The organism is Alkalibacterium indicireducens, assembly GCF_039522005.1.
Classification (GTDB): Bacteria; Bacillota; Bacilli; order Lactobacillales; family Carnobacteriaceae_A; genus Alkalibacterium; species Alkalibacterium indicireducens.
In genome coordinates, this window is the sequence record NZ_BAAADA010000197.1 from 16,234 (window position 1) to 35,484 (window position 19,251).

General features: G+C 40.9%; 20 protein-coding genes. 17 read left to right on the top strand and 3 right to left on the bottom strand.

The window, feature by feature from the left end; translation table 11 throughout:
• The first annotated feature begins 7 nt into the window (after window positions 1–7).
• The 12 genes from mraY to ABFX15_RS11160 all read left to right on the top strand — a co-directional run bounded on the left by mraY (window position 8) and on the right by ABFX15_RS11160 (window position 13,014).
• A complete protein-coding gene (mraY, locus tag ABFX15_RS11105) occupies window positions 8–949 on the top strand; it encodes a phospho-N-acetylmuramoyl-pentapeptide-transferase (RefSeq protein WP_346025472.1) in 942 nt (313 codons plus the stop codon).
• 96 nt (window positions 950–1,045) lie between these two features.
• Window positions 1,046–2,431 (top strand): UDP-N-acetylmuramoyl-L-alanine--D-glutamate ligase, encoded by a 1,386-nt coding sequence (gene murD, locus ABFX15_RS11110; protein WP_346025473.1) that lies wholly within the window; start codon window positions 1,046–1,048, stop codon window positions 2,429–2,431.
• A gap of 23 nt (window positions 2,432–2,454) precedes the next feature.
• On the top strand, window positions 2,455–3,579 hold the full coding sequence (gene murG, locus ABFX15_RS11115) for an undecaprenyldiphospho-muramoylpentapeptide beta-N-acetylglucosaminyltransferase (RefSeq protein ID WP_346025474.1): 1,125 nt from the start codon (window positions 2,455–2,457) through the stop codon (window positions 3,577–3,579).
• Window positions 3,580–3,599: 20 nt separating this feature from the next.
• Entirely contained in the window at window positions 3,600–4,418 is an 819-nt protein-coding gene (locus tag ABFX15_RS11120) for a cell division protein FtsQ/DivIB (RefSeq protein ID WP_346025475.1), read from the top strand.
• A 234-nt stretch (window positions 4,419–4,652) separates the two neighbouring features.
• Window positions 4,653–5,963 (top strand): cell division protein FtsA, encoded by a 1,311-nt coding sequence (gene ftsA, locus ABFX15_RS11125; RefSeq protein WP_346025476.1) that lies wholly within the window; start codon window positions 4,653–4,655, stop codon window positions 5,961–5,963.
• Window positions 5,964–5,993: 30 nt separating this feature from the next.
• The gene (gene ftsZ, locus ABFX15_RS11130) at window positions 5,994–7,211 is read left to right on the top strand and encodes a cell division protein FtsZ (RefSeq protein WP_346025477.1); all 1,218 of its coding nucleotides are present in this window, start codon (window positions 5,994–5,996) and stop codon (window positions 7,209–7,211) included.
• Window positions 7,212–7,235: 24 nt separating this feature from the next.
• Window positions 7,236–7,706, top strand: coding sequence for a cell division protein SepF (locus tag ABFX15_RS11135; protein WP_346025478.1), 471 nt, complete (start codon window positions 7,236–7,238; stop codon window positions 7,704–7,706).
• Between the two features lie 24 nt (window positions 7,707–7,730).
• A complete protein-coding gene (locus ABFX15_RS11140) occupies window positions 7,731–8,030 on the top strand; it encodes a YggT family protein (protein ID WP_346025479.1) in 300 nt (99 codons plus the stop codon).
• Between the two features lie 7 nt (window positions 8,031–8,037).
• Window positions 8,038–8,823 (top strand): YlmH family RNA-binding protein, encoded by a 786-nt coding sequence (locus ABFX15_RS11145; RefSeq protein ID WP_346025480.1) that lies wholly within the window; start codon window positions 8,038–8,040, stop codon window positions 8,821–8,823.
• 76 nt (window positions 8,824–8,899) lie between these two features.
• Window positions 8,900–9,556 (top strand): DivIVA domain-containing protein, encoded by a 657-nt coding sequence (locus ABFX15_RS11150; RefSeq protein ID WP_346025481.1) that lies wholly within the window; start codon window positions 8,900–8,902, stop codon window positions 9,554–9,556.
• Between the two features lie 262 nt (window positions 9,557–9,818).
• On the top strand, window positions 9,819–12,599 hold the full coding sequence (gene ileS, locus ABFX15_RS11155) for an isoleucine--tRNA ligase (RefSeq protein WP_346025499.1): 2,781 nt from the start codon (window positions 9,819–9,821) through the stop codon (window positions 12,597–12,599).
• 214 nt (window positions 12,600–12,813) lie between these two features.
• The gene (locus ABFX15_RS11160; RefSeq protein ID WP_091264554.1) at window positions 12,814–13,014 is read left to right on the top strand and encodes a cold-shock protein; all 201 of its coding nucleotides are present in this window, start codon (window positions 12,814–12,816) and stop codon (window positions 13,012–13,014) included.
• Window positions 13,015–13,072: 58 nt separating this feature from the next.
• Here the strand turns inward: ABFX15_RS11160 and ABFX15_RS11165 are convergent, their stop codons facing one another.
• The 3 genes from ABFX15_RS11165 to ABFX15_RS11175 all read right to left on the bottom strand — a co-directional run bounded on the left by ABFX15_RS11165 (window position 13,073) and on the right by ABFX15_RS11175 (window position 15,325).
• Window positions 13,073–13,315 (bottom strand): GlsB/YeaQ/YmgE family stress response membrane protein, encoded by a 243-nt coding sequence (locus tag ABFX15_RS11165; protein ID WP_091264552.1) that lies wholly within the window; start codon window positions 13,313–13,315, stop codon window positions 13,073–13,075.
• Between the two features lie 115 nt (window positions 13,316–13,430).
• The gene (locus ABFX15_RS11170) at window positions 13,431–14,627 is read right to left on the bottom strand and encodes a toxic anion resistance protein (RefSeq protein WP_346025482.1); all 1,197 of its coding nucleotides are present in this window, start codon (window positions 14,625–14,627) and stop codon (window positions 13,431–13,433) included.
• A 29-nt stretch (window positions 14,628–14,656) separates the two neighbouring features.
• Window positions 14,657–15,325: a 5-bromo-4-chloroindolyl phosphate hydrolysis family protein gene (locus tag ABFX15_RS11175; protein ID WP_346025483.1), complete on the bottom strand. Its 669-nt coding sequence runs from the start codon at window positions 15,323–15,325 to the stop codon at window positions 14,657–14,659.
• A gap of 172 nt (window positions 15,326–15,497) precedes the next feature.
• Between ABFX15_RS11175 and ABFX15_RS11180 the strand changes: the two genes are divergently transcribed.
• The 5 genes from ABFX15_RS11180 (at window position 15,498) to ABFX15_RS11200 (ending at window position 19,250) form a co-directional block, all read left to right on the top strand.
• Window positions 15,498–16,052, top strand: a complete 555-nt coding sequence (locus ABFX15_RS11180; protein ID WP_091478981.1) for an NUDIX hydrolase — start codon at window positions 15,498–15,500, stop codon at window positions 16,050–16,052.
• 11 nt (window positions 16,053–16,063) lie between these two features.
• A complete protein-coding gene (locus tag ABFX15_RS11185; RefSeq protein ID WP_346025484.1) occupies window positions 16,064–16,309 on the top strand; it encodes a hypothetical protein in 246 nt (81 codons plus the stop codon).
• 29 nt (window positions 16,310–16,338) lie between these two features.
• Window positions 16,339–17,049: a 5'-methylthioadenosine/adenosylhomocysteine nucleosidase gene (locus tag ABFX15_RS11190; RefSeq protein WP_346025485.1), complete on the top strand. Its 711-nt coding sequence runs from the start codon at window positions 16,339–16,341 to the stop codon at window positions 17,047–17,049.
• A gap of 315 nt (window positions 17,050–17,364) precedes the next feature.
• Complete coding sequence (locus ABFX15_RS11195) at window positions 17,365–18,297, top strand: ABC transporter permease (protein ID WP_346025500.1); 933 nt, start codon at window positions 17,365–17,367, stop codon at window positions 18,295–18,297.
• Complete coding sequence (locus ABFX15_RS11200; RefSeq protein WP_346025486.1) at window positions 18,294–19,250, top strand: iron chelate uptake ABC transporter family permease subunit; 957 nt, start codon at window positions 18,294–18,296, stop codon at window positions 19,248–19,250. The genes ABFX15_RS11195 and ABFX15_RS11200 overlap by 4 nt, the downstream gene beginning before the upstream one ends.
• Window position 19,251 lies beyond the last annotated feature (1 nt).

The following is a 19,251-nucleotide window of genomic DNA, read 5'->3' on the forward strand; positions in this document are numbered from 1 at the left end:
TTTGGTAATGACGTTGGTAGTCAGTGGATTGATAGCTGCTTCCCTGATGCCGACTGTAATTAGTTATTTCAAAAAAAAGCAGCTGGGTCAGACAACCAGAGAAGAAGGCCCTTCCTGGCATGAATCAAAGTCGGGCACACCGACAATGGGAGGTCTCTCGATTCTTATCTCTGTGGTTCTTTCCTCGTTAATTTTTTCATTCTTGGTGGGGGGGCAGTTCTGGCTGACAGCCTTACTTGTATTCATCTTTATCGTATTTGCATTGATCGGCTTTATAGATGATTATATTAAAGTCGTCATGAAAAGAAATCTTGGACTTACCAGTCTCCAGAAGCTTATCGCTCAAATTGCAGGTGCAGTTCTTTTCTATTTCGGGGTCAGCAGTCTGATTTCTATCCAGACGATCAGTTTACCTTTTAATGTAAGTCTATCGATTGGATGGCTGTATATTTTCTTCGTCTTGTTCTGGCTGGTCGGGTTTTCGAATGCGACTAATCTGACAGATGGAATTGATGGTCTGCTTGCAACGACAGGAATGATTGCATACGGAGCATATACTGTAATTGCTGTCTGGCAGGAACAGTGGGAAGTAGCCGTCTTTACTGCAGCGGTTGTCGGTGCGCTTATAGGATTCTTTATTTTTAATAAAAAACCGGCAAAAGTGTTTATGGGAGACGTCGGCTCACTCGCGTTAGGTGCAGGACTTGCAGGTGCATCCATCATTCTTGATCAGGAATGGACGCTGCTGCTCATAGGACTTGTATTTGTCATTGAAACAGCAAGTGTAATGCTGCAAGTTGGATCGTTTAAGCTAAGAGGAAAACGAATCTTTAAAATGAGTCCGATTCATCATCACTTTGAGATGAGCGGATGGGGCGAATGGAAAATAGTTATCATTTCTTCTATTATCACACTGATCACTAGTATACTGGCATTGATCAGTATATAAACAACCGGAACTGGTAGTAGTTATCTACTTCCAGTTTTTTTCATAGCTGATTATAAGAAAGATCGGAGACTGAATTTTAGTTTAAGGAGAATAGCCATGAGCAATCAAACGGAGTACAAAAATAAGAAGGTGCTGATTTTAGGGCTGGCTGTCAGCGGGTACAGTGCGGCAAAAGTTCTTAAAGAACTTGGGGCGGAAGTTACTGTCAATGATTACAAAGATATCGACAGCAGTGATGAAGCCAAGGAACTCAGATCATTAGGAATAACGGTGGTATCAGGAGGGCATCCGTTGTCTTTACTTGATCAGCCGATAGATCTGCTCGTAAAAAATCCAGGGATCCCTTATTCCAATATTTTACTGAAAGAAGCTGAGAAAAGAGACATTCCGATTATTACTGATGTGGAAGTAGCTTATACTATTTCACCATCTTCCTTAGTAGCGATTACAGGAACAAACGGAAAAACTACAACCACCAAGATGATCGAGTCCTTACTGGTAGCTGAACCAGGTGAAGGTCATATCTATTCTGTTGGAAATATCGGAACCCCTTCAACTACTGTCGCCTTGCATTCCAATCCTGAGGACACGCTTGTTATGGAAGTATCAAGTTTTCAGCTCATGGGAACTAAGACATTCCGTCCGAATATCGCTGTTATTACCAACCTTCATTCTGCTCATCTGGATTATCATGGGTCCAGGGAAGAATATGTAGAAGCAAAGATGGCTATAACCAAAAATCAGAAAGCTGAAGATTATCTTATCTATAATCATGACCAGCTTGAACTGACAAATCTTGTGTTATCAGCTAGTGAAGCCCAGCTGATTCCTTTTTCCCGCAAGTCTCAATTAGAAAAAGGGGTCTATCTTGATGGTGGGGTCATTTGCTTCAATAATGAGAAAATCATGGACAGTTCCAGCATCGTCCTACCTGGTAAGCATAATCTGGAAAATGCACTGGCAACTATAGCTGTTGCAAAATTGCATAATGTCACTAATCAGACAATAGAGAAAGTATTCAGTCATTTCCATGGTGTGCCTCATCGTATGCAGTTTGTAGATGATATTCGTGAAAGACGGTTTTATAACGATTCTAAAGCGACGAATTCTCTAGCAACGATCAATGCTCTGGAAGGCTTCCAGCAAAAAGTCATCCTGCTTGCCGGCGGGCTGGACCGTGAAGATGATCTGGAAAATCTTATTCCTTCTTTTAGAAATCATGTCAAAGCATTGTTTACTTTTGGAGAAACAAAAAATAAATTGCTGGAAGTAGGAAAAAAAGCTGGTATAAGCGAACAGGCTGCTTTCGAGACATTGTCCGAGGCAGTATACAAAGCATTTGAAATCAGTGAAAAACACGATGTCATCTTACTGTCCCCATCATGTGCAAGCTGGGATGCTTATGCTAACTTTGAAGCAAGGGGCCAGGATTATATTGATACGATCAGAAACATAAAAATCAATGATGAAAAAGGGGAGTAAGCACTCAAGTGAGTGCATAATTTATGAAAATATTAGTAACTGGTGGCGGTACCGGAGGCCATATCTATCCGGCTCTTGCACTGATCAAACGGATGAAAGCGATGAATGACGACATCGAATTTTTGTATGTCGGCACAGAGAGAGGACTGGAAAGTACAATTGTCCCGAATTATACCATCCCGTTCAAGGCATTAAAGGTAGAAGGATTCAAGAGGAAGCTTAATTTTGAAGGAATAAAATATAATCTGAAAACTATCGGATATTTTATACAGTCCATAAGAAAATCTAAAAAAATAATTGACGAATTTTCCCCTGATGCAGTCATTGGAACCGGAGGGTATGTCAGTGCTCCCGTCTGCTATGCAGCAGCTAAAAAGGGAATACCGACAGTGATCCATGAGCAGAACAGCGTTGCCGGGATCACAAATAAGTTTCTGGCCCGTTATGTATCTGCTATAGCAATCTGCTTCAAGGATGCAGAAAATCAGTTTAAAGGACATGAAAATAAGATTGTATTTACAGGTAATCCAAGAGCTCAGGAAGTCGCAGATATTCAGGCGAACGATAGCTTGCAGACATTTAAACTGAATCCCAAACAACCAACTGTCCTTATTTTTGGTGGAAGCAGAGGAGCAGCAGCGATTAATAAAACAGTGATCGATCATTGTCAGGCGTTCGTCGAAGCTGATTATCAGGTTCTGTTTGTGACAGGTAGAGAGCACTATGAAGACTTGTCTGAAAAATGGAAAAGCAGCTGTGGACTTGAAGAGGAACACTCCAAAGTCAGTATAGTCCCTTACATTGAAGACCTGCCCAGCGTCTTCGCATCGGTTTCACTAGTTGTGTCAAGAAGCGGAGCAACTACCCTGGCGGAACTGACAGCTCTTGGTGTCCCAAGTGTACTGATTCCAAGTCCTAATGTGACAGAAGATCATCAGACGAAGAATGCCAGAAGTCTGTCGGAAGCAGGAGCAGCAGAGCTTATTCGTGAAGATGAACTGAACAGCAGCAAATTTATTGAAACAGTGAATCGCCTTATGTCGGATGAAGGTATGAGAAATGATATGGCAGCTAAAGCTAAACAGCTCGGAGTGCCTGATGCATCTGACAAGATTATTCATCTGTTGATGACACTATTGAATGGTTAAGAGTTTTAGGAGAAGTGACTATGTCAAAAAAAGAGGGACTAGAGGAAACTGCCGGTAATAGTCAGGCAGGAACAGCTTCTTCAGGTCATACAGAAAGCAGAAGAAGACTCTACTGGAAATGGTCTGGCTTGATGCTGGTCTTTACACTGGCCATATTTGTTTCACTTTATACAATCAGTTCATACAGCAATGTGAAAGATGTATCAGTGGAAGGGACCAGTGAGGTATATGATCAGGAAGTATTCAATAACAGTTCGATCACTATAGGGGATTCTGTTCTAGGTACGTATTTTGGAAGAGAAGATATCGAAACAAGGATAACAGAAGCAATTCCTCAGGTTTCCGGTGCTGAACTGAAGGTGACTGGACTGCAGTCTGTAGCGATAACGATCAGCGAATACGAAACAGTTGCGTTTCTTCAGACGGATGATCATTACCAGAAAATACTTGAGAATGGTGTCATTCTGGATGAAACGTTACCTAGAATCACATCCAGCCAGCCCATACTGCTGAATTTTTCACAAGGAGAAGCGCTCGAGCGCATGCTTTCGACTTATGAAGAAGTGGATGACCAGGTTCAGTCATTGATATCTGAAATAGTACACGTGGAAGATGATCACAACCCGATGCTTGTACGGGCATTTATGAACGATGGAAATGAGGTGCTTGCCTCGATCCCGACTTTTGCAGAACGGATGAACTATTATCTCCAGATGAGAGAAACAGTAGATGGTAATGGTGTTTTCGATCTGGAAGCCGGTGCTTATTTCATCCCTTATGACTCAGAGGAATACGAGTCCTATGAAAATGAAGAGGATATGGATCAGGGCGGGGAGTAGTCTGCTCTTATAAATATCTAAGAAGTCTCATCCTGGCGGTGAGGCTTTTTTAATTACTAATTTTGGAAATCGAAGCATCTGTACTGTTACAGAAAAGCAATTCAAATATACTGATAAATCAATAAATAGGCTTCAATATACACGTGAGTTTATGGTAGAATGATATGTATCAATAGTTAAAATCGAAACAGCGTGTTTGAATTTGATTATTGAAGAATGGGAGGTTTCAATAAAGTGAAGGATGGAATTTATTCAAGTTTAGATATTGGAACCACTTCAATAAAAGTCATTGTTTCTGAAGTGTTGAATGGCAAGATGAATGTTATTGGAGTTGGCAGTGAAAAATCTAATGGAATCAACAAAGGATTAATAATTGATATTGACGAAACAGCACTGTCTATAACAAAAGCAGTCAAACAGGCAGAAGAAAAATCTGGTATACAGATCGGCTCACTCATTGTAGGGGTACCTGCCACTAATATTGAAATCAATCCTTTTCACGTGACCGTTTCAAATGAAAATGCTTCACAGGAAATTAACGAATCATTACTCAAAAAAATTATAGAGCAAGTCAGGACTAAGAAAACACCGTCCGATAAGACACTTCTCTCGATTATGGTAGAAGAGTTTTTAGTCGATGGGTTCGACGGGATAAAAGATCCTAGAAAAATGGTTGGAGATCAAGTTGAACTTTACGGCACACTTCTGGCGACATCAAAAACAGTTCTGCACAACATTAAAAAAAGCGTCAATAATGCAGGGTACAGTATCAGCGATTTGATTTTTCAGCCTGAAGCGATGGCTGGACTGATCATGTCAGAAGATGAGCGACGTTTCGGCACCATTCAGATTGATCTTGGGGGAGGGCAGACTTCCGCTTCTGCTGTTCATGACGAACAGGTGAAATATGCCACAATCGTTCAGGAGGGTGGAGAAAACATCACAAAAGATATCTCAGTTGTTCTGAATACGTCATTGAAGAATTCTGAGAAGCTTAAAAGAGAAGTTGGCTATGCGTATAGTGAACTGACTGATGAAAGAGACCAGACCCTTTCAATAGATGTTGTTGGACAAGAAGGGACAGTAGATGTAAAGGAATCATACATCGCTGAAATAATTGAGGCCAGACTGGCTCAGATTTTTGAAAAAATTAAATTTGAACTGGATAATATAGGTGCATTTGATCTTCCGGGTGGAATCATTCTAACAGGTGGTACAGCTGCCATAACTGGAGTGAAAGAACTGGCGGAAGACATTTTTGAAGTGAATATCAAAACGTACATACCCGATTTCATGGGCGTTCGTTACCCTTCTTTCTCAAATGCCATTGCACTTGTTTACACTAAAGCACATATGGATGAGCTGACCAAGCTTCTCAATACCATTGTCTTGAACAATGAGTATATACAGACGGAAGATCAGCCAGCTGAAAAACTTCCAGCTGTCTCCAGCAAGCAGTCTAAAGTCAGCAGTAACCACAGTAATGCTTCTAGCGATTCATTTATTGATAAAATAAAATCAATCTTTTCGAGTTTTTTTGATTAAATTGGATAAGGTTATACAGGAGGAAAAAGAATGGAATTAGGATTTGATTCAGCAATCTCAAACGGAGCAGTCATTAAAGTAATCGGTGTGGGTGGAGCTGGAGGAAACGCTGTTAACCGTATGATCGAAGACGATGTACAAGGCGTGGAATTTATTGTTGCAAATACTGACCTGCAGGCACTGGATATGATGAGTGCAGAAACTAAAATTCAATTAGGACCTAAGCTGACTAGAGGACTTGGAGCAGGAGCCAACCCCGAAGTAGGAAGAAAATCTGCTGAGGAAAGTGAAGAAGCTATTGCCGATGCTCTACAGGGAGCTGATATGGTTTTCGTCACTGCAGGAATGGGTGGCGGAACTGGAACTGGTGCTGCGGGAATCGTGGCACGTATTGCTAAAGAACAAGGCGCACTGACAGTCGGTGTCATTACTCGACCATTCACTTTTGAAGGACCGAAGAAAGGCCGATTCGCAGCCGAGGGTATTGCATCAATGCGTGAACATGTGGATACACTAGTAACGATCTCAAATAACCGTTTGCTTGAAATCGTAGATAAGAAGACCCCGATGATGGAAGCTTTCAGAGAGGCTGACAACGTTTTAAGACAAGGGGTACAGGGTATTTCAGATCTGATCACGAATCCCGGTTATGTCAACTTGGACTTTGCAGATGTTAAAACTGTCATGGAAAATCAGGGATCAGCATTGATGGGTATCGGTACAGCAACAGGAGAAAACCGAACAGCTGAAGCAACTAAAAAAGCAATCTCATCACCACTACTTGAAGTCTCTCTGGATGGTGCTGAAAATGTACTTCTAAATATTACGGGCGGATCTGACCTGACGCTATTTGAAGCACAGGATGCTTCAGATATCGTGTCTGCAGCAGCTACAAACGACGTTAATATTATCTTCGGTACATCAATCAATGAAGATCTGGGCGATGAGGTTATCGTAACGGTTATTGCAACAGGTATAGATGCTGAGAAAAACCAGAAGCAGAAGCCAGCTCCATCTAAGAAGCAGTCAAAACCTTCCACACCTGCATCAAATGAAAAGGATCCTTTCGGCAACTGGGATATCCGTAAAGAACCTAACCTCAGGGACAGACACAATGCAGACCTGGACGAAAAAGCTAAAAACCGTAAAGAGTCGGCTTCCGGAAATCTATTTTCCAGAGATGATGAAACCGACAGCACAAATGAAGAAATGGACACTCCGCCGTTCTTCAGACGTCGACGTAAATAACAGTCACTGGAAAGGAAGAGTAAAATGAGCATCAAAGATAAACTGAATGATTACTTTTCTTTAAACGATACTGACAACGACCTGGAAGAAGACCTGTCAGAGCAGACACCGAAAAAAGAGAAGAAAAAAGCCACTGAGGCAGCTGCCCCGACTTATAGAGGGGTCGACGAGCTAAAAAAATCTGCCTCTCAGAATGTTGTGGCCATCAACCACCAGCAGGCTCTGAAAAAGCCTCGCATTAAAGTGATGGAACCAAGGCTCTATTCTGATGTTCAGTCCATTGCTGACCTGCTTCTTGGCAATCAGTCAGTCATCCTGAACTTCAGAAGAATGGAAAAGAATCAGGCCAAGAAAATGATCGATTTTCTTATGGGGACCACCTATGCGATCAAGGGAGATATTCAGAGACTCGGCGAAGAAATTTTCATCTGTACCCCTCATTCTTTCGAAATCGATGGGGCAGAACTACAGGCATTAAAAAACAGTGAATACTAATGAGAACGGAGCTTTACTTTATAAATGGGCCTTCAAATATTAAGTGTGCTATATAATCTAATCATGCAGGGGCTGCAGGTCTATAGAATAGCACTTGTTGTATACTTTTTGCTGTCATGGCTTCCAGGTGGATATCAGTCTAGCCTGGGGCAGTTTCTGATCAGAATCTGTGAACCGTATGTCGGATTCTTCAGACGCTTCGTTCCGCCGATTGGAATGATCAGTTTGGCAGGACTAGCCGCACTATTTTCTCTGACATTTGTGGGTTACGGAATTGATGCAGTTTTCAGCATACTATTTAATCTAGTTAGACAGTTTGGATGAGATGACAATGGAATCAGTGTATCAGCATTTTAGAGAAGAAGAAAAACAGTTTATCGATCAAGTCAGTGACTGGCTGCGTCAGGTGGAAATGCAGTATACGCCATACCTCAGTCCATTTCTGGATCCTAGACAGCAGTTTATTGTTGAGTCGATAGCTGGGCAATATGACGATATAAAGATAAGTACGTATGGGGGATATGAGGCAGCCGAACGCAGGCGCCTCTTTCTGTCACCGTCTTACTTTGATCCTGCTCAGAATGATTTCGACATTAGAATCGCTGAAATAAGATACCCTAGGAAGTTTGCGGACTTGAGTCACGGAAAAATACTCGGTACGCTTATCGGGTCAGGAATCGACAGGAGTACAATTGGAGATATCATTTCAGATGGTGACCGCTGGCAGTTCTTTGCAGACGGATCGATCATGGATTTCTTGATGTCTTCTGTAGACAAGATAGGAAAAATCACTATCCAGCTTGAAGAAATATCCTATACGGATCTGATTCTTCCAAAAGACAGCTGGGAAGATAGAGATGAAATTGTTTCTTCATTAAGACTGGATGTTGTTCTTGCTGGTGCTTTTAATATTTCCAGACAGAAATCCAAAGAGCTTATTGCTTCTGGAAAAGTAAAGGTAAACTGGAATGAAACAGATCGGCCGGATACTGTACTCGGTATTAATGATGTCGTATCTATTAGGGGATACGGTCGGTTAAGACTGCAGTCGATTGAAGGGAAAACAAAAAAAGAAAAAATCCGACTATCGCTGGGCGTTCTGGACAGAAACAGTTAATTGTTTCTTGAGATAATGATTCAGTTTCATTATACTAAAGGCATTGGAGCCTAATAAAATGTGGAGGTGTTTTTCCATGGCATTAACACCATTGGATATACATAATAAGGAATTTCCTGTTAAAATGCGAGGGTATGATCAGGACGAAGTAAATGATTACCTTGATCAGATTATAAAAGACTATGAAATGCTGTTGAAGCAGAAGAAAGAAACTGAAAAGAAACTGAGTTTTGCTGAAGAAAAACTAGCGAACTATGATCAGATGCATGATTCACTCAATAAATCGATTTTAGTCGCTCAAGATGCAGCTGACCGCTTGAAGCAGAATGCAGAAAAAGAAGCGGAAATGATTACAAAAGAAGCAGAAACACAAGCTTCCAATGTTAAGCACGAAGCAGAGAATCATGCAGATGAGCTTCTGAAAGATGCAGTGAACAAAGCTAGACGCATCGAGCAGGAAACAGAAGAATTGAGAAAACAGAGCCGTATTTTCAGGCAGAGACTTCAGCTGATGATTGAATCCCAGCTGGAACTGGTTAAAAAGGAAGAATGGGAGGATCTTCTTCAGCCGCCAACCTCTGAACAGCCGGATATCGAAACAATTAAAGAAGTTAAGAAAGAACTGGAAGACAGGCAGAACGAAGATCAGGTCGATGAAGTTGAAGAGACTGAAGAACTGGACGGATACGAAGAAGGCATGACGCCCGCGGTCGAACTTCCTGAAGTAAAATAATTTAAGATACTTAAAACACAACAGATAGTGGACGCTTAACAGAGAGTCAATAACTGGTGAGAATTGACAAGCGGAAGCTATGTGTTATCATTTAAGTCAACAAGTACTGAAATAAGTAAGTACTTGCGTCATTCTGCGTTAAGGAAGCAAAGGAAAGGAGAAGGCTTATTCTTCACTTTTCAAATTAAGGTGGTACCACGATGATTTCGTCCTTTCGGATGAGGTCTTTTTTTTATCAAAAATTATAGAAAAAGGTGAAATGATGGAAATCAAAGATACATTGAATTTACTGAAAACAGATTTTCCCATGCGAGCGGGCTTGCCGAACAAAGAACCAGAGAGACAGAAGGAATGGGAAGAAGCAGACGTCTATAACAAGAGACAGGAGCTGAACAAAGACAAGCCGCCTTTTGTTCTTCATGATGGTCCTCCATATGCGAATGGAAATATCCATATCGGACATGCTTTGAACAAAATTTCAAAGGATATTATCGTCAGATATAAATCCATGTCTGGTTTCAGATCCCCATATGTACCAGGATGGGATACGCATGGATTGCCTATCGAACAGGCCTTGACTAACACAGGAGTAGACAGAAAGTCCATGTCAGTCGTGGAATTCAGAAAGCTTTGTGAAGAATATGCCTGGGAACAGATTGAAAAGCAGAGAACAGACTTCAAACGTCTAGGAGTAGCAGGCGAATGGGATAATCCATACGTGACTTTGAAGAAAGACTATGAAGCGGAACAGATCCGCGTTTTCGGCAAGATGGCTGAAAAAGATTATATCTATCGAGGACTTAAACCGATTTACTGGTCTCCTTCAAGTGAATCAGCTCTTGCTGAAGCAGAAATCGAGTACCATGATGTGCGTTCGGCTAATATTTATGTGGCATTTACAGTAAAAGATGGCAACGATCTTCTGGATAAGGATACATCATTCATCATCTGGACAACGACACCATGGACACTGCCTGCGAACTTAGCTATTGCAGTTAAGCCTGACACGAATTATGCTGTACTGGAAGCAGACGGCCGTAAATTTGTTGTAGCATCCAAACTAGCTGAAGAAGTTGCAGAGACCCTTGAGTGGACTGATGTGACATTGATTAAAGAAGTAGCCGGCAAAGATCTCGAAGGGATCACTGCACAGCATCCATTTTACGATCGTGAGTCTTTACTGATTTTAGGGGATCACGTTACCCTTGAAGATGGTACTGGACTTGTCCATACTGCTCCTGGACACGGGGAAGATGACTTTATCGTCTGCCAGAAGTATCAGTTGCCTGTTCTGTCTCCAGTAGACGAAAAAGGCTGCTTCACTGACGAAGCTCCAGGACTGGAAGGCCAGTTCTATGACAAAGCAAATAAACAGATCACTGAATGGCTGGAAGAGAATGATGCGCTGCTTAAACTTGATTTCTTTACTCACAGCTATCCACATGACTGGCGAACAAAGAAACCGGTAATATTCAGAGCGACTCCGCAGTGGTTTGCTTCTATAAACAATTTCAGAGATGATATTCTTGATGCTGTACAGAAAGTGGACTGGCTGCAGCCTTGGGGAATGCAGCGTATTTATAACATGGTCAGAGACCGTGGAGACTGGGTCATTTCCAGACAGCGTGCCTGGGGTGTACCATTACCGATATTCTACGGTGAAAACGGTGATGCGATCATTACTCCGGAAACAACGGAACATGTTGCCCAGCTATTCGAGGAACATGGCTCGAATATCTGGTTTGAAAAAGAACCTGCAGATCTGTTACCCGAAGGATTCACACATCCATCCAGTCCTAATGGAGTATTTACGAAAGAAACAGATATCATGGACGTATGGTTCGATTCTGGTTCTTCTCACCATGCTGTTCTGCGTAAAAGAGAGAACTTGACTTTCCCGGCAGACTTATACCTTGAAGGATCCGATCAGTATAGAGGCTGGTTCAACTCCAGTATCACGACGTCTGTCGCAATAAATGGAGAATCTCCTTATAAAGCTGTCCTTTCTCAAGGAATGGTTCTTGATGGCAAAGGGAAGAAAATGAGTAAATCGATTGGTAATGTAATCGATCCTAATAAGGTCATCAAGCAGATGGGTGCCGATCTGATCCGTCTATGGGTATCCAGTGTCGATACACAGGCAGATGTAAAGGTCAGTATGGAAATTCTAAAACAAGTATCAGAAATCTACAGAAAGATCAGAAACACAATACGTTTCCTGATCCAAAATACTGAAGACTTCGACTTTGAAGCAGACGGTATCGCTTACGAAGACTTGCGTCCAGTGGATCAATACCTTATGAACCGCCTGAACCAGACAGTTAAGAATGTAGTAGATGGTTATGAACGTTATGATTTTTCAGATATCTTTAAAGAAATCAATCAGTTCTGTACAGTGGATGTCAGCAATTTCTATGCGAACTTCTCCAAAGATGTTCTGTATATAGATGCACCTGATGCCTACAGTAGACGAGCAATGCAGACAGTTTTCTATCACATCATCAGAGATCTGACTAAATTGCTTACACCGATCCTGCCTCACTCAGCTGAAGAAATGTGGACATACCTGCAGGAAGAAGAGGACTTCGCTCAGCTGTCGGAATTCCCTGAAGTACAGTCCTTCAGCAATGAGGAAGAAGTACTTGAAAACTGGGGTGCATTCATGACATTCCGGGACAAAGTACTGAAAGCTAACGAAGTGGCTAGAGAGAATAAAGTAATCGGTAAAGATTTTGAAGCGAAAACAACGGTCTATGCGTCAGATGATGTCAGAAGTCTGCTTGATACACTTGACAGTGATATCCGCCAGATCCTTATCGCTTCTGAATTCAGTGTAAAAGGTTTAGATGAAAAACCTCAAGACGATGAGTCTGTTCTTGATTTCGATGGAGTAGCGATCAAGGTCGAACGTATGCCGGGGGAGGTATGCACACGCTGCCGTATAACGTCTGAAGAGACAGTAGCTCTGAATGAAGATGAGCAGTTGTGCCCGCGCTGCCATTCTATTTGTAAAGAGCACTACCCTGAAGTTCTGAACAGTTAAAGTGCTTAAAAAAATTGAGTTCCTGTGTTTTCGATTGAAAACTAGAGGAACTCATTTTTTTAATGCTAATTTCAATATAGAGTTATTGATTTAAAGCGTTTACTTTTGTATAATTTTATATGTAATGGAGGTTTAACTGCTTAATCCTAACTTTCATAGTAGTATGTCAGTCTTAGATTTCTGTTGCAAGAAAACAAGTAGGAGGAAAGTACTTATGGCTCAAGGTAAGGTCAAGTGGTTCAACGCTGAAAAAGGCTTCGGATTTATAGAAGTTGAAGGACATGAAGATGTATTTGTCCACTACAGTGCAATCAATAGTGAAGGGTATAAGTCACTTGATGATGGTCAGGAAGTAGAGTTCGACATCATCGAAGGTGACAGAGGACCTCAAGCATCCAACGTTGAAAAACTGTGATAATAAAAAACTTCCTCAAGTACAGACTTGAGGAAGTTTTTTATATTGAAATTTGTTATTATAATCTGCTTGCAATCAAGTCATAGATGAAAACTATCAATATTGCCCCTACAATTGCAGGAATAATATAGAAGCCACCTAATTCAGGTCCCATCTGGAATAACGCGTGACCTGCCCAGGCACCAACGAACCCTATAATAATGTTACCTATAATACCACCTGGCACATCAGTACCAACAATAGCCTGACCGATTGCACCAATCACTCCACCCACTATAAGTGACCAAATAAATCCTAACATAATACATCTCTCCTCTTTCATTTTGAATAACTTACATACTTAGTATAGTAAACTGTCACATTTTATTCAAATATTTACACTTAAGAAAAGATAAGGTTGTACTAATTAATTAGAATCAGTTGTTTTTTTGTTCAGTCAGTTGTAGTAATTGATCTTTCAAACGGCTTTCAAGCTGCTGAAGCTGAACTTCTGCTTCTTTACGCTTGGATCGTCCTTCCCGTTGTATAGATAAGGTTTCTTCCAATGTCTCAACAAGATCGGCCTGAGTTTTTTCAAGCGTTTCAATGTCGATGACACCGCGCTCGTTTTCTTTAGCTGTTTCAATTGAGGACTGTTTTAACATTTCTGAATTCTTAGTCAGAAGTTCGTTAGTTGTCTCAGATACCTGTCTCTGAGCCGTAACAGCTTCCTTCTGACGAAGGAGAGTCAGTGCAACAACGATCTGGTTTTTCCATAAAGGAATAGCAGTATTAATGGATGTCTGTATCTTTTCACTTAAGGCCTGATTGGTATTCTGGATGAGACGGATTTGTGGTGCCTGCTGAATAGTCATCTGACGAGCAGTCTTCAAATCATAAACTCGCTTATCCAGACGATTCAGGAACTGATTCAAGTCATTTACCTTCTGGACTTCCATCTGGTTGCCGCTTTCCTCCGCATGCTTGACGGCCTGTGGAATGACTTCATTGCTGAGCTCATCGATTTTTACTTCTCCGGCTGCAATATAGACATTCAAAGCTTCGAAGTACTCATAGTTCTTTTCGTATAATTCTTCAAGCATGACATTGTCGTTAAGAAGCAGTTCACGCTCTTTGTCCAGCTTGACGGCTATTTTGTCAACTTGCGCACCGATCTTCTGATATTTGGCTGTCGTTTCATAGATTGAACGGTTGATTTTTCGGAACATTTTTTTGAAGATGTTTCGGTCATCTGCCTTGAGTTCATTAGGATTAGCCTCATTCAGACGAAACATCAGATCATTGAGGGTTTCGCCGATATGACTGGTCTCCTGATTCTGAACATGATTCAGTACGGAATGTGAAAACTCTCCAAGTTTCTGCTGGGCTTGAGCACCGTAGTTCAGAAGTGAATCAGTGTCAGAAGTATCGATCATTTTTGCCAGTTCGTAAGCTTGTTTTTTTCTCGTTTCATTTAAAGTATCGATCACTTTTTTTACTTCATTCTGCTTTTTTGTTTCTTTTTTTTCTACAGAGCTTTCAGTATCAGAAGAAGCACCAAAAGGATTTGCCAATAAGTCGTCGATTTCACTCTGTTCTTTTTTTTCGAACAAATCATTCTCTTCGTTTGCCATTGTAACAGCTCCTTGTGTATGGGTTAGTATTAAAGTTCATCATTCAATGTACGTTTAGCCAGCTCGATTTCGACATCAAGATCCTGGATATCGTCTTCTTTAAACATGACATAATCTTCTACGATCTGCCCACACATCTTGTCGATTGTCTGAGATGATTTCTCAAGAATATCATAGGTTGCTTTGCTTTTAGCCTTGTGGTTTTCGATTTCAACGTATTTTTTAACCAGGTCTGCAAGTGATGGCAGGTGGACGTATAGAAACTGGTCGACTTCATGAAGACGATCAGGTTCATCGGTAATTTCCTTGAACAATGCTTTTGATAGGGCTACCGTGTTATTGCGGTTTTCAATTGCTCTAAGCTTACCAGACTGAGTCATATTCTTTTCGATCATTATAACCTGTTCTTTCGCTTTGTGCATTGTTTTTCTGAAGTACTGAATATCTTCTTTAGACAGGCCTTTTGATGTATAAAAGGCTTCTTTCTCCTGAGTCATCTTCGGTAATTTATGGCTTGTATTCTTTGCAGAAGATGTCTTTCTACCAAATTTTTTCAACATAAGCACTCCAGCTCCTATACTCAGCCCCAAAGCGAGCAGTCCGTTAAATTCAAGTCCGATCATCATGATGAATATAAATAGAGAAGTGAGTAAAGTTAGTGTATAAATTAAAGATGTATATAGTGTTGACTGTTTCATTGTTGATCCTCCATTCTGGTGAAACGATTACTTATTCTAACTATATAGTATCACAAAATATGGTAGAATTGACATAAGACCTAAGATGGATTTAACAGGATATGAACGATAATTATATAATGAAAATTGCTGGCGAATCCTGTATGATTAACGGTATGTGAGGAGTGGACCAATGGATTTTAAAGAAGAAACGATCAAGGAAACATCAGTATATAAAGGAAACATTACAGAGTATACGGTACAGGAAGTCAGGCTGCCTAATGGAAAAACGGCTCAGAGAGAAATAGTCAGACACGATGGAGCTGCTGCGGTCATTCCTTTTATCAACGACGATGAAATCATACTTGTCAAACAGTACCGTAAGGCGATCGAGCAGATCAGTATTGAAATACCTGCTGGCTTGAAAGACGAGTCGGATGCCAGTGCATCTGTAACTGCTGCACGTGAACTTGAAGAAGAAACTGGCTATAGAGCAAATAACCTTTCTTTTGTGACTTCTTTTTATAGTACACCTGGGTTTACAGATGAATTTCTTGAAATCTATGAAGCGACAGATTTGTACTTAGCAGAAAATCCGCTTTCCCAAGATGAGGATGAAAATGTCGAAGTAATGATCGTAACATATGATGAAGCCTGGGATCTATATGAACAAGGGTTACTCAGAGACTCCAAGACAGTTTTCGCCTTGTTTTACTGGAAAATGAAAAAATCTATGAAGAAAGACTGAGGATGATAAGGATGTCTTCAAGAAGTGAACTGAAAAAACAGAAAGAACTGGATGAAATAAAGAAAAAAAAAGAAAGCAGATTAAGAAAAGCTGAAGATCGGAAGAACGAAAGAAAACTATCTAAAAAAGGACGCACATCAAAGAAAAGACTGAATGAGATGGAGAAGTACCGCCGAGTGGAAAAACAGCTTACTCTAGCTATCGTTATAGTCACTCTGCTGCTTATAATCGTTCTGGCGTTCGTTTTCTTTATCTGATCTTATCACTATAATGAAAGGGTGTTTAGATGAAATTAGGAATTATAGCTGCGATGGAGCAGGAAATCCGATTGCTCACTGACGAGTTGTCTGATTTGACGCAGACTAAGATCGCGAGTCAGACCTTTTATGAAGGTAAGATAGGACAAACCAATGTCGTTCTAGTACAGTCTGGTATTGGAAAAGTCAACGCAGCGATCGCAACGACTCTGCTGATCAACAGATTTAATGCTGATACGGTAATCAATACAGGATCAGCAGGAGGCATAGGAGAAGGACTCAGAGTAGGGGACCTTGTCATTTCAACAAGATTGAGCTACAATGACGCCGACGCAAGAGCCTTTGGTTATGCATTCGGTCAGATACCCCAGATGCCTGAATACTACGAAGCAGATACAGGAACAGTAAAGGTGCTAAAAACAGCTGCTTTAAAGAGTGAGTGGATAGTTAAAGACGGGCTTATAGTGAGTGGGGATTCCTTTATCAGCAATGCTTCTGCAATCCAGCAAATCAAATCCTATTTCAGTGATGCACTGGTTACAGAAATGGAAGGAACAGCTGTCGCACAAACGTGTTATCAGTTCGATATTCCATTTGCTGTGGTCAGGGCAGTATCTGATGTCGCAGATGAAGAAGCATCTGTGTCATTCAATGAATTTATCGAATCTGCTGGGAAAAAATCTGCAGAAATGGTTCTTTGGTATATTGAGTTAATAGAAGAAAATGATTCAGTCGACTAGCAATCGATATGAAGAGTTAAACTGGTTAAGCTGATCACTATTAGCATCGTAAAACCCGTTATATCACAAGGAGATGTAAATGTCTCACCTTGTGATATAACGGGTTTTACTTTAAGGCTATAGATTGCAGGAAATTAGTCTGCAGTCATCTTTTTGTGAAAGATTGCATTTGTTCAAATTATTCGATATAATACTCGAAGAGAATGATAATCATTATCAGTTACTGAACAAAAATACTACAATCGATTGAATGTTAAAGGACTGGATGAGATGGAAGGCAGCAAAATTGAAAATCGGAAACCGTTTAATTGGATTATGATCGCCTTGCTGATTGTTTTTACAGTAGTTTCCATCTTTACCGGCGTAAATGATTTGAGCATCAGAAACGTATTCAGTCTGACCGATACACAAAGGCTGATTCTGCTGACTACCCGACTGCCGAGAACGATAAGCCTGATACTGGCAGGCAGTACATTAGCCATTTCAGGTCTACTAATGCAGCAGCTGACACAAAACAAATTCGTTTCTCCTACAACTGCGGGAACACTTGCGAGTGCACGGTTAGGCATAGTTACAGCCATTATTTTCTTTTCACATTCTTCGTTGACTCAGAAAACTGTTCTGGCATTTATCTTTTCACTGATCGGCACCTTTACTTTTATCCTGTTTGTCCGTTCTGTCAAGATAAAAAATGCAGTAATGATTCCTCTTGTGGGACTGATGTTCGGAAATATAGTCAACTCCTTGAGTACATACCTGGCTGTCCAGTATGAAGTTGTGCAAAATACATCCTCTTGGCTTCAAGGAAATTTTTCTCTTATCTCTTCTACTAATTATCAGCTGCTGTTTCTTTCTGTGCCGCTGCTGTTTCTCATATACTTGCTTGCGCACTATTTCACTATTATGGGACTGGGAAAAGATGTATCGGTTGAGCTGGGCGTTCCTTATGGCCTTTTAGAGCTCGCAGGCGTGACGATTGTCGCACTGGCAACTTCAGCAATTATTCTGACGGTTGGAAGTATTCCATTCGTAGGTATCGTAGTACCTAATCTAATATCTTTGAAAAAAGGTGACCACTTCGGAAAAATACTTTTTCCTACCGCAGGCTTTGGTGCACTGTTTCTTCTGGTCACCGATGTCTTATCACGTACGCTCATCTTTCCATATGAAATACCGATCAGTGTCGTCATTGGTGTGGTAGGAAGTGTGCTCTTCTTATACTTACTGCTTCGAGGGGAATCCAGATGAATACAAAACGATTAAACCTGATTTTCTCACTGCTGCTGATCAGCATCTCAGTGTTTCTGTTTTTATACTTGACTGTTAATACAAGAGGGGATCTGTCCTTTGCAATCAGGCTGAGAAGCCAGCGTATTGTTCCATTCTTCCTCGTTGGATTTACGTCTACCATAGCGACCATTGTTTTTCAGACCATGACCCAGAATATTATACTGACACCAAATATTATCGGTCTGGATTCAATGTACATCCTGCTTCAGACGGTCATCTTCTTCTTTTTTGGTATGAACCATGTCCTAGTTACTCATCACCAGCTCAATTTTTTCATGAGTCTGCTGCTGATGATTGGAGGGAGCCTGGGCATGTTCTGGCTGTTCTTCAAGAAATATCCAGGGAAGATCTATCTTATGCTGATGACAGGACTGATCCTCGGAACATTTTTCAGCAGCTTCACTAATTTTCTTCAAGTTATTATTGATCCAAATGAATTTGAGAGTCTGTTTGCACGAACGATTGCCAGCTTCAATAGAGTAGATGTGACGCTCGTCGGGTTCTCGGTTCTCATAACGGTTCCTGTACTTATTTATCTCTTTAAAGAAAGCCGGACCCTGGATGTTCTCCATCTGGGAAGAGCCTACGCTTTGAATCTTGGAATCAATATCGACAAGTACTACCTGATCCTGTTCATCATGGTAAGTATCCTTACAGCTGTATCGACTGCTCTTGTCGGTCCCGTATCCTTTTTAGGGTTTATCGGTGCTAATATTGCTTATCGTCTGTTCAATACATATAAACATGCAACCTTGTTTATTGGAGGCAGTCTTATCTCGGTATTATTCATACTCTCCGGTCAGCTGCTGGTTGAACATGTCTTCAGATTACAAACGACATTAGGTGTAATTATTCAGTTTGCAGGGGGCATTTACTTCCTGTTTATTCTATTTAAAGAAAGGAATGTTTGAT

What these genes read in the sequence shown, in the direction of transcription:
- mraY (WP_346025472.1), top strand. Translation starts at nt 8, where the DNA reads ATGACGTTGGTAGTCAGTGGATTGATAGCTGCTTCCCTGATGCCGACT.
- murD (WP_346025473.1), top strand. Translation starts at nt 1,046, where the DNA reads ATGAGCAATCAAACGGAGTACAAAAATAAGAAGGTGCTGATTTTAGGG.
- murG (WP_346025474.1), top strand. Translation starts at nt 2,455, where the DNA reads ATGAAAATATTAGTAACTGGTGGCGGTACCGGAGGCCATATCTATCCG.
- ABFX15_RS11120 (WP_346025475.1), top strand. Translation starts at nt 3,600, where the DNA reads ATGTCAAAAAAAGAGGGACTAGAGGAAACTGCCGGTAATAGTCAGGCA.
- ftsZ (WP_346025477.1), top strand. Translation starts at nt 5,994, where the DNA reads ATGGAATTAGGATTTGATTCAGCAATCTCAAACGGAGCAGTCATTAAA.
- ABFX15_RS11135 (WP_346025478.1), top strand. Translation starts at nt 7,236, where the DNA reads ATGAGCATCAAAGATAAACTGAATGATTACTTTTCTTTAAACGATACT.
- ABFX15_RS11140 (WP_346025479.1), top strand. Translation starts at nt 7,731, where the DNA reads ATGGGCCTTCAAATATTAAGTGTGCTATATAATCTAATCATGCAGGGG.
- ABFX15_RS11145 (WP_346025480.1), top strand. Translation starts at nt 8,038, where the DNA reads ATGGAATCAGTGTATCAGCATTTTAGAGAAGAAGAAAAACAGTTTATC.
- ABFX15_RS11150 (WP_346025481.1), top strand. Translation starts at nt 8,900, where the DNA reads ATGGCATTAACACCATTGGATATACATAATAAGGAATTTCCTGTTAAA.
- ileS (WP_346025499.1), top strand. Translation starts at nt 9,819, where the DNA reads ATGGAAATCAAAGATACATTGAATTTACTGAAAACAGATTTTCCCATG.
- ABFX15_RS11160 (WP_091264554.1), top strand. Translation starts at nt 12,814, where the DNA reads ATGGCTCAAGGTAAGGTCAAGTGGTTCAACGCTGAAAAAGGCTTCGGA.
- ABFX15_RS11165 (WP_091264552.1), bottom strand. Translation starts at nt 13,315, where the DNA reads ATGTTAGGATTTATTTGGTCACTTATAGTGGGTGGAGTGATTGGTGCA.
- ABFX15_RS11170 (WP_346025482.1), bottom strand. Translation starts at nt 14,627, where the DNA reads ATGGCAAACGAAGAGAATGATTTGTTCGAAAAAAAAGAACAGAGTGAA.
- ABFX15_RS11175 (WP_346025483.1), bottom strand. Translation starts at nt 15,325, where the DNA reads ATGAAACAGTCAACACTATATACATCTTTAATTTATACACTAACTTTA.
- ABFX15_RS11180 (WP_091478981.1), top strand. Translation starts at nt 15,498, where the DNA reads ATGGATTTTAAAGAAGAAACGATCAAGGAAACATCAGTATATAAAGGA.
- ABFX15_RS11185 (WP_346025484.1), top strand. Translation starts at nt 16,064, where the DNA reads ATGTCTTCAAGAAGTGAACTGAAAAAACAGAAAGAACTGGATGAAATA.
- ABFX15_RS11190 (WP_346025485.1), top strand. Translation starts at nt 16,339, where the DNA reads ATGAAATTAGGAATTATAGCTGCGATGGAGCAGGAAATCCGATTGCTC.
- ABFX15_RS11195 (WP_346025500.1), top strand. Translation starts at nt 17,365, where the DNA reads ATGATCGCCTTGCTGATTGTTTTTACAGTAGTTTCCATCTTTACCGGC.
- ABFX15_RS11200 (WP_346025486.1), top strand. Translation starts at nt 18,294, where the DNA reads ATGAATACAAAACGATTAAACCTGATTTTCTCACTGCTGCTGATCAGC.